The following is an 11,321-nucleotide window of genomic DNA, read 5'->3' on the forward strand; positions in this document are numbered from 1 at the left end:
TGGAGCACCTCCAGCGCGGTGGGTGACCTTGGTGGAATATCTTCACCGATCCCCCTCGCGCTGCACTAATCTCCTACTGAAGGACCTCGTAGGATCTGGCACGGTGCCCGGCCTCGCTTACTCCGTCAGGCCTTGTGTGCTGCCAATGTCCCGAGGCGTGCACGGAGTTCGTCGGCGCGCGCCTCACTTTCGTCCGGGCGGAGCACTGAACAATCATATCCGAGCACATCGCGCATCGCCTCGTAGGCCGTTCTCGTGAACACCACGCTCCCGTCGGCCCGAATTGATTCGATGCCGTCCCCCCGCTGTGTCCGTTCCATCATGGCGCGCGCCTGCTGGACCGAAACGCCAGGGGGAAGGACCACCCTGGCGCCGGACCGGGCGAGGCGGACATCGTACCCTCCCGCCAACCCCGCCGGCCCGGGCGCGTGGCTCAGGCCGCCACTGTCCCTGAGCAGGTGTCGCACCTTTTCCACCGCCGAGGCCGCCGTGCGTGCCATGATCGCTCGACCGCGCGGCAGTGCCCGTCCCGCCTCGGTCAGTAAGGACTCGGCCCCCAACTCACCCGTCACATCCGCGCCGCCGACCATTACCCGCAGCCAGTAGGGGTGGTCCGCCAGCGATTCCTTCTGCTCCAGCTCCATCCAAAAGTACACCACGTGGAAATGATGTGCCAGCAGGTACACCGCGACGTCCCGCACCGGCACGTGCAGTCGCCGGGCCGCCGCCCAGCGGATCCCCGCTCGGAGAAGATCAGAATTGCCTGCCCCGCAGGTAGGGGTCAGGCCCAGCCCTGCCAGCACAGGATTGACCGCGTCGGGGAAGGCCACGTTGACGACAGCGGGGGCCAGTCCGGACATCTCCAGGGCCTGCATGAGTTTGAGGGCCAGGGTCAGGTGCATCGGCAACCATGGCCCGAAACGCGCTTGTTCCTCAAGCCGTCGCCACAGCGGCTGCGGCAGCTGCGTAATCACCCACCACGATTGCAGCGTCGCCGTGTTGACGATCACATCGGGTTCGATTCGCGCCAGCACGGTCGCCAGGGCATCTGAATTACGCATATCCACCGCGATGGGGTCGATGGGGGTGCTGTCGTCGCCGTATGATGATACCGCCGCGGCATCGGCCGCCTCCGCGGTTAGCCTGGTCTCGTCCACGTCCAGGGCGTAAAGGCGCGTGACTTCACGCGCTTGAGCCAGGTTTCGGAGGACGGTGCCGCCCAAGTCACCGATGCCCATCACAGCCACCTTGCCCATTGCTAACCCCCGCACCCGCTTCATTGATCGGGACCGTGCGCTCATCGTCACCCCGCAAGCGAAGCCCCGGAGATCACGTTCGCCCGGCCGATTATTCCTCCTTTGCCCTGGAAGGAGGCGGTGGAAGAAATGCGGAAGGCCAACCAGGCGTCTTCGGTAAGTCCCGGGACGCGGGTGCGCCCCCGGGGGGCGCCAGATTCCGCCTTTCGCGAGCGGGAGGAGAAACCGATGTTGCATCGCCGTGCAATGCTCCTCGCCCTTTCGGTTCTCCTGGCCGGCTGGCTGATCGGGTCCGGACACGCGTGGGCGGCGGGTGCCGCTCCGCCGACGGTGACGATCGCCTACCAGCCCGGGATTGGCTACGCCACCCTGCTGATCATCAAGGCGCAGCGCACCCTTGAGAAGCAGTTCACCGGGACGTCGTTTGAATGGAAGCTGCTGGCCAACGGCGCGGCGATCCGCGATGGCCTGATCGCGGGACAAATTCAGTTCGGCTCCGGGGGCGTCGGACCGTTTCTGATCGGGTGGGACCGGGGCGCCGGCCTCCGACTGATTGCGGCGATGAACGAGATGAACCTCTGGCTCGTGACGATGGATCCGCACGTCAAGACCCTCAGGGATATCACCCCCGCGATGAAAATCGGCATGCCCGGTCCGGACTCGATTCAGGCGATCGTGCTCCGCAGGGGTGCCCAAATGGAGCTCGGCAATCCCCACGCCTTCGACAACGCAATCGTCGCAATCGAGCATCCGGTGGGAGAGCAGGCGCTGCTGCACGGGCAGCTTGCGGCGCACCTCGCCTCGCCGCCGTTCGAGTTCGACGAGGTGGCGGCGGGCGGGCACATCATTCTGCAGAGCTACGATCTGTTTGGCCCCAGCACGTTCAACAGCGTGTTCACGACGGACGCCCTCTATCGCACCTACCCGATGCTGGGGGAGGCGATGTACCGCGACCTGTCTGCGGCGACCGCATTCGTCAACGCGCACCCGGATGAGGCCGCGGCGATCCTCTCGCAGGACGCCGGCGGAAAGCCGACGGCCGCGCAGTTCCTCGCATGGATCACGCACCAGGGCGTCGCCTACACTACGGCCCCTCACGGATTCTTGAAGTACGCTCAGTTCATGCACGAAATCGGGCTGCTGTCGAAGGTGCCGACCTCGATGTGCGAGATTGAGCTCGCGCCGCTCCACTGCCTCGGCAGCTAGCCTCGGGGCGGTGGAGAGAGCGAATGCCGGACAGGTCGTCGGTGCCGCTGGTGACGGCGCGCGACGTGACGCTCAAGTACGGAACGTTCTGCGCGGTCGATCGAGCGAGCTTTACGGTGCATCGCGGCGAGAAGTTCGTGATCATCGGTCCCTCGGGGTGCGGCAAAACCACGCTCTTGAAGGCGATCGCGGGGTTCATCCGGCCGGCGGACGGCAGCATTCTGGTGAACGGCGTTCCGATCGCCGCCCCCGGTCCGGATCGGGCGGTGGTCTTCCAGGATTTCGAGCAGCTCTTTGCGTGGCACACGGTCCTCGGCAACGTCACCTATGCGCTCGCCGCGGCGAAGGGCGTGCGGGGGGCGGAGGGCCGCGAACGCACCCGGCAGATGCTCGAGTTGGTCGGCATCGCCCACGCCGCGGACCGGTACCCGCACCAGCTCTCCGGTGGGATGAAGCAGCGCGCCGCGATCGCCCGCGCGCTTGCCCTGGAGCCCCAGATCCTGTTGATGGACGAGCCGTTCGGCGCCCTCGATGAAATCACCCGAAGCCACCTCCAGGTGGAGCTCAACGAGATCTGGCGGCGGACCGGGGTGACGATCATTCTGGTGACCCACTCCATCTCCGAGGCGGTCTTCCTGGGGCACCGCGTGCTGGTGATGTCCGAGCACAGCGGGCGGGTGCGCGAGATCGTGGATACCGGGGCCGCAGAAGAGTGGGGCAGCGAGGCGTTCCGGGAGATTTCGGATCACCTTCGCACGCTGCTGATCGCGCCGGAGGGGGCCGCGCCCCGGGTGTCCGCGAGGGTGGGGCGGGAGACCCCGTGAGGGCGCAGTCCGAGTGGGCGGGGGCGCGCGGAGCCTTCGAGTGGAGGCGTGCGCCGGCGCTGGTCCGGTACGCGGTGATCATCGGCCTGCTCTTGGTCGGGTGGCAGCTGTACGTTTGGGGCGCCCACGTTTCCCCGCTGCTGGTCTCGTCGCCGGTTGACGTCGGCCGGGCGCTCCTGGCCGACGTCCTGAACCGCAAGATCCCCGATGCCACCGCGGCCACGCTCGGTAACCTGATCGTCGGCATCGCGATCGGGGGCCTCGCCGGGTTTGGGCTGGCCTCGGTCGCCGTGTTCTCGGCGGTCGGTTACGACGTACTGTCGGTGCTGATCGCCGTCATGAACCCCTTGCCCTCCATCGCCATCCTGCCGCTGGCGATGATCTGGTTCGGGATCACGCCGAAGTCCATCGTGCTCGTCGTCGCGCTCGCCACCGTCTGGCCGGTGGCGATCAACACGGACGCCGGATTCCGCTCGATCAGCCCGACCACGCAGATGGTGGCCCGCAATCTGGGCCTGTCCCACCTCCGCATGGTCGTGGGGGTGCTGCTGCCGGCGGCGCTGCCGTTCATCCTGGCCGGCCTGAAGGCGGCGTGGGCGTTCGGTTGGCGGACCGTCGTCGCCGCGGAGCTCGTCTTCGGCGTCGCCGGCTCAACCGGCGGCCTCGGCTGGTACATCAACAACGCCCGGTACTACCTACTCGTGCCGGACATCTTTGCTGGCCTGATCGTTATCTCGATCCTCGGGATCGCCGTGGATCTTGTCTTCGGGGTGATCGAACAGCGGACTGTGGTCCGCTGGGGCATGAAGACGGCAAAATGAAGCGCCCGGGGGGCGGAGCATGACGGAAGAGACCATTCCCCAACTCGACTCGCTGTTCGAGGATCTGGGACGGCAGCTGTACCTGGATGCGCAGATCGACATCCCGCCCGATATCCGGCAGGGCCTGCGGGACGCCCAGGCGCGCGAATCGAACCCGGTGGCGCGCGGGATCCTCGCCACCATGCTCAAGGCGATCGACATCTCGGACCGCAAGCAGACGTTGGTGTGTCAGGACACCGGCATTCCGATCTTCTGGATCACCATCGGGCGCGGGTTCCTCATCGACGGCGCCCGCATGATCGACGCGCTGCGCCGCGGCGTGGAGCGGGCGACGACCGAGACGCCCCTGCGCTCCAGCATCGTCTCGCCGGTCCGGCGCGAGAACCGCCAAACCAGCAGCGGGGAGCTGGTGCCGGTCGTACACGTGGAGTTCTCCGGCGAAACCGACCACATCGAAATCATGATGATGCCGAAGGGGTCCGGCTCGGAGAGCATGTCCTTCTTGAAGATGCTGCTGCCGGCCGACGGGATCGCCGGGGTGAAGAAGTTTGTCCTCGAGACCTGCGTCGGCGCCGGGGGCCGACCCTGCCCGCCGACGATCGTCGGGGTGGGGATCGGCGGATCCTCCGACCTGTGCGTCACACTGGCGAAGAAGGCGACGCTGCGGCCGGTTGGCCAGCGGCATCCGGACCCGCAAGTCGCGGCGCTGGAGCTCGAACTGCTCGAGGCCATCAACAGCACGGGGATCGGCCCGATGGGGCTGGGAGGGGACACCACGGCGCTCGACCTGCACATCGAGACCGCGTGGACGCACATCACCCTCAACCCGGTGGCGGTGAACATGCAGTGCTGGCGGGGCGAACGCCGCCGGGCCCGGCTGTTCCGCGACGGCCGCGTGGAGATTGGGTACTGAGATGGAGCACCGGCTTCAGACTCCGACCAGCGAAGACGCGGTGCGGGCTCTCCGGGTCGGCGACACCGTGGTGCTCGACGGCATCGTCTGGGGGATCCGCGACGCGACCCTGATCCGCATCTTCGATCAGGGCCAGCCCCCGCCCGCGGACCTGCGGGGCGGCGTCCTATTGCACGTGGCGCCCAACGTTCGGCCGTCCGCGGCCGCCCCGAGCGGTTACGAGCCCACGACGGTCGGAACCACGACCAGCATGCGCATGGACCGCTTCACCGAAGGCGTGCTGCGGGACTACGGCGTCCGGGCGATCATCGGCAAGGGCGGCCTCTCCGACCTGAGCAGCGCCGCGCTGACGCGGTACGGCGGAGCGTATCTCGCCATCGTCGGCGGCGCGGCGTCGGTGGAGACCGAGCAGGTCGAGGCGATCGAGCACGTCTATTGGGAAGACCTGATGCCCGAGTGCCTCTGGCAGTTCCGCGTCCGAGCCTTCGGGCCGCTGATCGTGGCGATGGATGCGACAGGCGCCAGCATGTATCGCGACGTGGCGCAGCGGGCGCAGCAGCGGCTCGCCGATGTGTTCGCGAAGCTGGGGCTCTCCGATGGCCCGTGACCGGAGCGAGTTCGCCTGCGACGTCTTGATCCTCGGCAGCGGCGGCGCGGGCCTAATGGCCGCGCTGCACGCGTACGACACCGACCCGCGCCTTGACATCGTCGTGGCCGCCAAGGGCCTGATCGGCAAGAGCGGGTGCACGCGGCTGGTGCAGGGAGGGTTCAACGCCGCGCTGGATCCTCGCGACTCCCCGGAACTGCACTTTCGCGACACGCTGGCGGGCGGGCAGTTTTTGAACAATCAGGACCTGGCCTGGACCCTCGTCTCCGAGGCGCCCGACGTCATCCGCAAGCTGGAGACGAAAGTCGGGTGCTTCTTCGACCGTGGGGAGGACGGCCGGATCCATCAGAAGGCGTTTGCCGGCCAATCGTTCGACCGCACCGTGCACCGGGGCGACCTCACCGGCATCGAGATCGTCAGCCGCCTCCACGATCAGCTGCTCGCCCGGAACATCCGGATCCTCGACGAGACGCGCGCGCTCGAGCTGATCCACGACCGTTCGGGGGCGCGCATCGCGGGCGCGCTCCTGCTGCGGCAGCGGGACGGCGACTTCGTTCTCGGGCGGGCCCGGGTCGTCGTCCTGGCGACCGGCGGCGGCCCGCGGATGTACACGTACTCCGCTCCCTCGCTGGAGAAGACGGGGGACGGCTACGCGATGGCGTACCGCGCCGGGTGCGACCTGATCGACATGGAGATGATGCAGTTCCACCCCACCGGGCTCCTCGCCGGGGCCTCGCGGCTGTCCGGCATGGTGCTGGAAGAGGGCCTCCGCGGCGCCGGCGCCTACATGGTCAACGCCCAGGGCGAGCGCTTCATGGCGCGGTATGACCCCGTCCGAATGGAGCGCGCCACCCGGGATCTCGTGGCCCGGGCGAGCTATCTTGAGATCATGGCCGGGCGCGGCACGGCGGCGGGCGGGGTGTGGCTCGACGCCTCGCATCTTGGCGCTGAGTACGTCGCCCGAACCTTTCCCGGGATGGTTCAGCGCTGCGCGGAGGTCGGGTACGATCTCACCACCGGACCGGTGGAGGTGACCCCCACGGCCCACTTTCATATGGGCGGCGTCTCGATCGACGTGGACTGCCGCACCGCGGTGGCGGGGCTGCTCGTCGCGGGCGAGGACGCCGGGGGCGTGCACGGGGCGAACCGCTTGGGCGGGAACGGCGTGGCGGAATCGTGCGTCTTTGGGTCGCGGGCCGGCCGGACGGCGGCCCAGGTGTGCGCGGAGTCGACGCTCGTGGAACCGGACGAATCCGAGGTGGCGCGGGGGGAGATGGTCGCGCGCGCGCCCCTCGAACACGGGCACGGCGAGAATGCGTTCAAAATCCGGGACTGCCTCCTTGAGGTGATGTGGGAACACGCCGGACTCGTCCGGGACGAGCGGGGACTGACGGCCGCGCTGGCGGCGATCGGCGAACTCGAGGAGCGCGCCGCCCGAGCGTCGGTGCCGAATGCGCGGCGCTGGAACCTCGCCTGGCAGCAGGCGCTCGACGTGCGGAACCTGCTCACCGCCGCTCGCCTCACCGCCACCGCAGCCCTCTACCGCCGGGAGAGCCGAGGGTCTCACGCCCGCAGCGACTTCCCCGAACGCGACGACGCGGAGTGGTTGGTCAACATCCACCAGGCCGTCGGGCGCCCGCCATGGACGGAGCCGGTGCGCCTGACCCGGCTGCGGCCTCGCGACCTCGACGCGCGCCAGGGCACTGTGCGGCTGTGATCTTCCACGTCAAGCGCTTCGATCCCGAGGCTGACGCGCGGCCGTCCTGGCAGGCGCACACCGTGGACGTGCGGCCGAAGATGAGCGTCCTGGACGGACTGTTTTGGATCCTGGAGCGCATGGACGGGACCCTTGGGTTCCGGTACTCGTGCCGGGCGGGGATGTGCGGGTCGTGCGCGATGGTGGTGAACGGCCGCGAGGCCCTCGCCTGCCGCCTCCGGCTGGAGCGCATCTCCGGTCCGGTCTACGTCGAGCCGCTGCGTTCGCTGCCGGTGATCAAGGATCTCGTGGTGGACATGGCTCCGTTCTTCACCAAGTATCGGTCCGTCGATCCATTCTACATCGGCGAGGACCCCTCGATGACGGGGCGCATCGCGGAGCCGGTCGTGGTCCGGCCGGATTCCGGCGTGCGCGACGTCGTGGACCAGCAGGTTGGGTGCATCTCATGCGGCGCGTGCTATTCGGCCTGCCCGGTGGTCGCGCTCAACCCAGGCTACCTCGGCCCGGCCGCGCTGAACCGGGCGTACGTGCTCAAGGCCGATGTCCGCGAGCCCTCCAGCGATGACCGGCTGGCCCTCGTCTCGGGGGACGACGGCGTGTTCGCCTGTCACGACGTCGGGAGCTGCATCACCGCGTGCCCGGTCGGGGTCAACCCGCTCCTCTCCATCCACCTGCTTCGAAAGGGCGCCCCCCATCGCTAGCCGCCGCGGGCGCAGCTTTCAGGCGTTCACGTGGTTCTACCTGCGGGCCAGCGGCCTCCTGATGATCGCTTTCGTCCTGGGGCATCTCTTTATCATGCACTATCAGCACGTCCCGTCCGCGACGGGTGCGGCGTTCGTCGGCCGGCGCTGGACCGTGGCCGGCTGGCGGGAATTCGACTGGATCCTGCTGATGCTGGCGCTCACGCACGGCATGGCGGGGGCGCACGGGGTGTTCCGGGAGCGCATCCGGCGCCCCCCCGCCCGAGCGGCGGTGGACGGGGCCTTCGCCGCGGGGATCCTCCTGTTTTCGGGGTTGGGCACGGCCGCCGTCGCCGTGGGGCCGCGCGCCCCACAGAGCGGCCCCGGACCGCTCTCGGGAGCCGTCTGGATCCCCACGGCCCTGATCGCCGGTCTCGTCGCGTTGGCCACGCTGACCTACCTCGCGCTGGCCGGCACGGCGGCGGCGCTTGCGGCACGTCTTCTCCGACGCACCCCGATCGGCCGATGGAACTACCCCGGGCAGTGGGCGTTTGGGTTGAGTCGGGTCGCCGGGCTCGGCGTTTTGGGATTCCTCCTCGTCCACGTTCTGGACGTTGCCCTCGTCCCGCTCGCGCCCGGCCTCTATGAGCGCACCGTCGCCGGTTACGCCCTGCCGTATCTGATCCCCATGGAGGTCGCTCTGGTGACGGCGGTCATCTACCACGCGCTGAACGGGCTGCGGCTGATGGTGCTCGAGGCGCTCGACCGCCGCACGGTTGCCGCGCACGTCCCCTCGTTCGTCCTGGTGGTGGTCGTGACCGCGCTGCTCGTCGTGCCGAGCGCCGTGATCCTCCTCCGCGGGCATTGACCCAAAAGCGTCGCTCGGTGCTTTGCCGCCGGGTTCTGACCGGGGTGGCGGTGTCCGCGGATAACGGAAGCCTCACCCGTCATGAGGAAGGATCCACATGGCGGATGCGCTCACCGATGAGAGTGTATGGAGGCAGCTGCGCCCTATTTCGGGCGGCGGGCGCGTTCCCGTCCGCCGCCCAACGGCACGGTCTCAGGCGCGGGCCCGGGTGATTTGAGCGGAAACGACCCTCCACCCCTCACCCACGCGTGCGTAGATGTCCGTGTACCGGCTCCTTCCGGATACACCGTCCCGCCGCGTGAACCGCCCGGTCGCCTGGATGAGGGCCACGCCTCCATAGATTTGCACGCGCACGTCCTCGAGCGTATAGTCGACAACGTCGGGGCCGCGGGAAGCCGCACGGAGGAATTCTTCCTTGCCCAGGACGTCGCCGTTCCATTCGATGCAGACAAAGTCATCGGCGAGATGCTCCCGGTACCAGGCCACGTCCGCTTCCATGAAGGATCGGATGTATTCCGCGTTCAGGCGTTCGAGCACGGTCGTCTCGCCTGCGCTGGGTCCGGTTTCCGTGGGCATGATCATCATCTCCCCTTCGAACGGCCTGACGTCCGCATCGCGCCCGGATGCGGTCACGCCCATGAGTGATCACGCCGTCACGGTTGCGGTTTGGTCATCCACTCCGACGCGCCGATCTTCCTCGCGATCGTCGCCGTGCATGTGCTCGTTGCGCTCGGCTGTGTCGCGGCCGGCCCGGTGGCCATGCTGAGCAGGAAGGGCCCTGGCCGGCACCCCCTCTTCGGGACGGTGTACTACTGGCTGCTGTCGGTGGCCTGCGCATCCGCGGCAGCGCTGTCGGCGATGCGTTGGGCCGAGGACTCCCCCCTCTTCGTGCTTGGGGCGCTGTCGTTCGCCGCTGCATCTGTGGGCCGGACGGCCATGCGGCGGCGGTGGCGCAACTGGGCAAGGTTGCACATCGGCGGGATGGGTCTCTCCTATGTCATCCTTGTGACCGCGTTCTACGTGGACAACGGCCCGAACCTCCCGCTGTGGAAGGATCTTCCCTCCATTGCGTACTGGGTGGTGCCGGGCGCGATCGGGGTGCCGCTCATCGTCCGCGCCCGCTTCACCCATCCGCTGGCGCGGAGAGCCGGGCGACCCGCGCAAAGTTCCTGATGCGCGCGACCGCGGCAGCGGAAACGCACGGCGACGGGGGAGCCCGCGGGTCGGCTTCATTCCGGGTCCGCGCCCCGGGGCCCGAGATCGCCGGTGGACGGGGCGGCGATTCCGGACGCGCCGGGGTGACCGAGCATCCCGCGGACGAGGAAGCCGGCCGGATCCGCGCGAAGCCCATCGCCATGGAACGGCATCCTGTGGCAAGGGCCGGTGGTCGGCGCGTGCGACCGGATTTTTCCCCGGTCCCCGCACGGAATCTTGCGTGCCGAAGTTCGGGCCGGGCAGCGCGTAGGTGACGCTCTCGCTTGCCGACGTTCCGGAGGCCGCTCGGCGGGTGGCCGACCTGCTGGACTCAGCGCTGCATGCCGCCGTGGAGGTCGTCGACCGGGACCTGCTGCTGGTTGCGGGAACCGGGCCCACGCAGGCACACCTTGGGGTGCGCCTGCATGCGGATCTCTACATCCGCTGTCTCCGCACCGGGTTGCCCGCCTGGGCAGAACCCGCGGTCCCGGAACGGCCGGGTCCGCTGGTCGCCTGCCCTGTGATGGTGGCGGGCGATGTGGTGGGAGTGATGGGCCTGGTTCCTACCATGGCCGGGCAGGGAGCGAGCCTGCGCGGGCACGCCCAGCAGGTCACGGATTTGCTCCTTACGTTCGCCGATCTATTGGGAAGCGCCGCCGGGCGGCAGGCGGCCGCGCCCGCGGTACCGGCCCCGGCGGCGCCGGCGGAGGCGGTGCTGGACTCGCTTCCCAACGGGGTGCTCGGCGTGGATCGGGGAGGGGTGGTGCTCTACTGCAACCGCGCCGCGCTGGAGATGCTGCGCGCGGATATGGACCTCACCGGGCAGCTGCTGGCTCACTGGTACCCTCCGGGCGCGCAGCTCGGCGAGCCTGAGGACGCCGAACACGCCCGGGAAGTCGTCTTCCAGCGCAACGGGCACCGGTTTCGGTTCTTCCAGACGATCCGTCCCCTCCGCCGCGGCGCGCACACGATCGGCACGCTGATCGTCCTCCGAGAACCCGCCGCGGCGCGATCACCGATCCGCCCAGAAATGCCGACCCTCGCCGATGCGGACGGGCAGCTCATTCGGGAGGCCCTGGCTCGATACGGAACGTCGGGAGAAGGAAAGCGGCGCGCCGCACGCGCGCTCGGCATCAGCCTGGCCACCCTGTACCGCAAACTGCGGCGCCCCGCACGCTGAGCAGGGATCCGATCTTCCGGCCCCGCATTATCTTATTGACAATTCCATTGCAAAT

General features: G+C 68.7%; 12 protein-coding genes. 10 read left to right on the top strand and 2 right to left on the bottom strand.

Going from position 1 to position 11,321, the window contains the following annotated elements; all coding sequences use genetic code 11:
• Positions 1-125 precede the first annotated feature (125 nt).
• Positions 126-1,238 (bottom strand): hypothetical protein, encoded by a 1,113-nt coding sequence (locus VKV57_01985; GenBank protein HLW58674.1) that lies wholly within the window; start codon positions 1,236-1,238, stop codon positions 126-128.
• A 246-nt stretch (positions 1,239-1,484) separates the two neighbouring features.
• Here VKV57_01985 and VKV57_01990 point away from each other — a divergent pair, with 246 nt between their 5' ends.
• From VKV57_01990 to VKV57_02025, 8 genes are all read left to right on the top strand, one after another.
• Positions 1,485-2,462 (top strand): ABC transporter substrate-binding protein, encoded by a 978-nt coding sequence (locus VKV57_01990; protein ID HLW58675.1) that lies wholly within the window; start codon positions 1,485-1,487, stop codon positions 2,460-2,462.
• 23 nt (positions 2,463-2,485) lie between these two features.
• Positions 2,486-3,286, top strand: coding sequence for an ABC transporter ATP-binding protein (locus VKV57_01995; protein HLW58676.1), 801 nt, complete (start codon positions 2,486-2,488; stop codon positions 3,284-3,286).
• On the top strand, positions 3,283-4,107 hold the full coding sequence (locus tag VKV57_02000; protein ID HLW58677.1) for an ABC transporter permease: 825 nt from the start codon (positions 3,283-3,285) through the stop codon (positions 4,105-4,107). Before VKV57_01995 ends, VKV57_02000 begins: the two co-directional genes overlap by 4 nt.
• A 19-nt stretch (positions 4,108-4,126) precedes the next feature.
• Positions 4,127-5,020 (top strand): fumarate hydratase, encoded by an 894-nt coding sequence (locus VKV57_02005; GenBank protein ID HLW58678.1) that lies wholly within the window; start codon positions 4,127-4,129, stop codon positions 5,018-5,020.
• A 1-nt stretch (position 5,021) separates the two neighbouring features.
• On the top strand, positions 5,022-5,627 hold the full coding sequence (locus VKV57_02010) for a FumA C-terminus/TtdB family hydratase beta subunit (protein HLW58679.1): 606 nt from the start codon (positions 5,022-5,024) through the stop codon (positions 5,625-5,627).
• Positions 5,617-7,344, top strand: coding sequence for an FAD-binding protein (locus tag VKV57_02015; GenBank protein ID HLW58680.1), 1,728 nt, complete (start codon positions 5,617-5,619; stop codon positions 7,342-7,344). Before VKV57_02010 ends, VKV57_02015 begins: the two co-directional genes overlap by 11 nt.
• Positions 7,341-8,045, top strand: a complete 705-nt coding sequence (locus tag VKV57_02020) for a 2Fe-2S iron-sulfur cluster-binding protein (protein HLW58681.1) — start codon at positions 7,341-7,343, stop codon at positions 8,043-8,045. Before VKV57_02015 ends, VKV57_02020 begins: the two co-directional genes overlap by 4 nt.
• Before the next feature lie 61 nt (positions 8,046-8,106).
• A complete protein-coding gene (locus VKV57_02025) occupies positions 8,107-8,892 on the top strand; it encodes a hypothetical protein (protein ID HLW58682.1) in 786 nt (261 codons plus the stop codon).
• A 192-nt stretch (positions 8,893-9,084) separates the two neighbouring features.
• Here VKV57_02025 and VKV57_02030 read toward each other — a convergent pair whose 3' ends face one another.
• A complete protein-coding gene (locus tag VKV57_02030) occupies positions 9,085-9,468 on the bottom strand; it encodes a nuclear transport factor 2 family protein (GenBank protein ID HLW58683.1) in 384 nt (127 codons plus the stop codon).
• A gap of 90 nt (positions 9,469-9,558) precedes the next feature.
• Between VKV57_02030 and VKV57_02035 the strand changes: the two genes are divergently transcribed.
• Both VKV57_02035 and VKV57_02040 read left to right on the top strand, forming a co-directional pair.
• Positions 9,559-10,065 carry a DUF2306 domain-containing protein gene (locus VKV57_02035; GenBank protein ID HLW58684.1) on the top strand — a complete coding sequence of 169 codons (507 nt, stop codon included), beginning with the start codon at positions 9,559-9,561 and terminating at the stop codon, positions 10,063-10,065.
• A gap of 292 nt (positions 10,066-10,357) precedes the next feature.
• Positions 10,358-11,266, top strand: coding sequence for a PAS domain-containing protein (locus tag VKV57_02040; GenBank protein ID HLW58685.1), 909 nt, complete (start codon positions 10,358-10,360; stop codon positions 11,264-11,266).
• Positions 11,267-11,321: the final 55 nt, after the last annotated feature.

Source organism: bacterium (genome assembly GCA_035307765.1).
Lineage (GTDB): Bacteria > Sysuimicrobiota > Sysuimicrobiia > Sysuimicrobiales > Segetimicrobiaceae > Segetimicrobium.

What these genes read in the sequence shown, in the direction of transcription:
- VKV57_01995 (HLW58676.1), top strand. Translation starts at nt 2,486, where the DNA reads ATGCCGGACAGGTCGTCGGTGCCGCTGGTGACGGCGCGCGACGTGACG.
- VKV57_01990 (HLW58675.1), top strand. Translation starts at nt 1,485, where the DNA reads ATGTTGCATCGCCGTGCAATGCTCCTCGCCCTTTCGGTTCTCCTGGCC.
- VKV57_01985 (HLW58674.1), bottom strand. Translation starts at nt 1,238, where the DNA reads ATGGGCATCGGTGACTTGGGCGGCACCGTCCTCCGAAACCTGGCTCAA.
- VKV57_02025 (HLW58682.1), top strand. Translation starts at nt 8,107, where the DNA reads ATGATCGCTTTCGTCCTGGGGCATCTCTTTATCATGCACTATCAGCAC.
- VKV57_02005 (HLW58678.1), top strand. Translation starts at nt 4,127, where the DNA reads ATGACGGAAGAGACCATTCCCCAACTCGACTCGCTGTTCGAGGATCTG.
- VKV57_02015 (HLW58680.1), top strand. Translation starts at nt 5,617, where the DNA reads ATGGCCCGTGACCGGAGCGAGTTCGCCTGCGACGTCTTGATCCTCGGC.
- VKV57_02010 (HLW58679.1), top strand. Translation starts at nt 5,022, where the DNA reads ATGGAGCACCGGCTTCAGACTCCGACCAGCGAAGACGCGGTGCGGGCT.
- VKV57_02030 (HLW58683.1), bottom strand. Translation starts at nt 9,468, where the DNA reads ATGCCCACGGAAACCGGACCCAGCGCAGGCGAGACGACCGTGCTCGAA.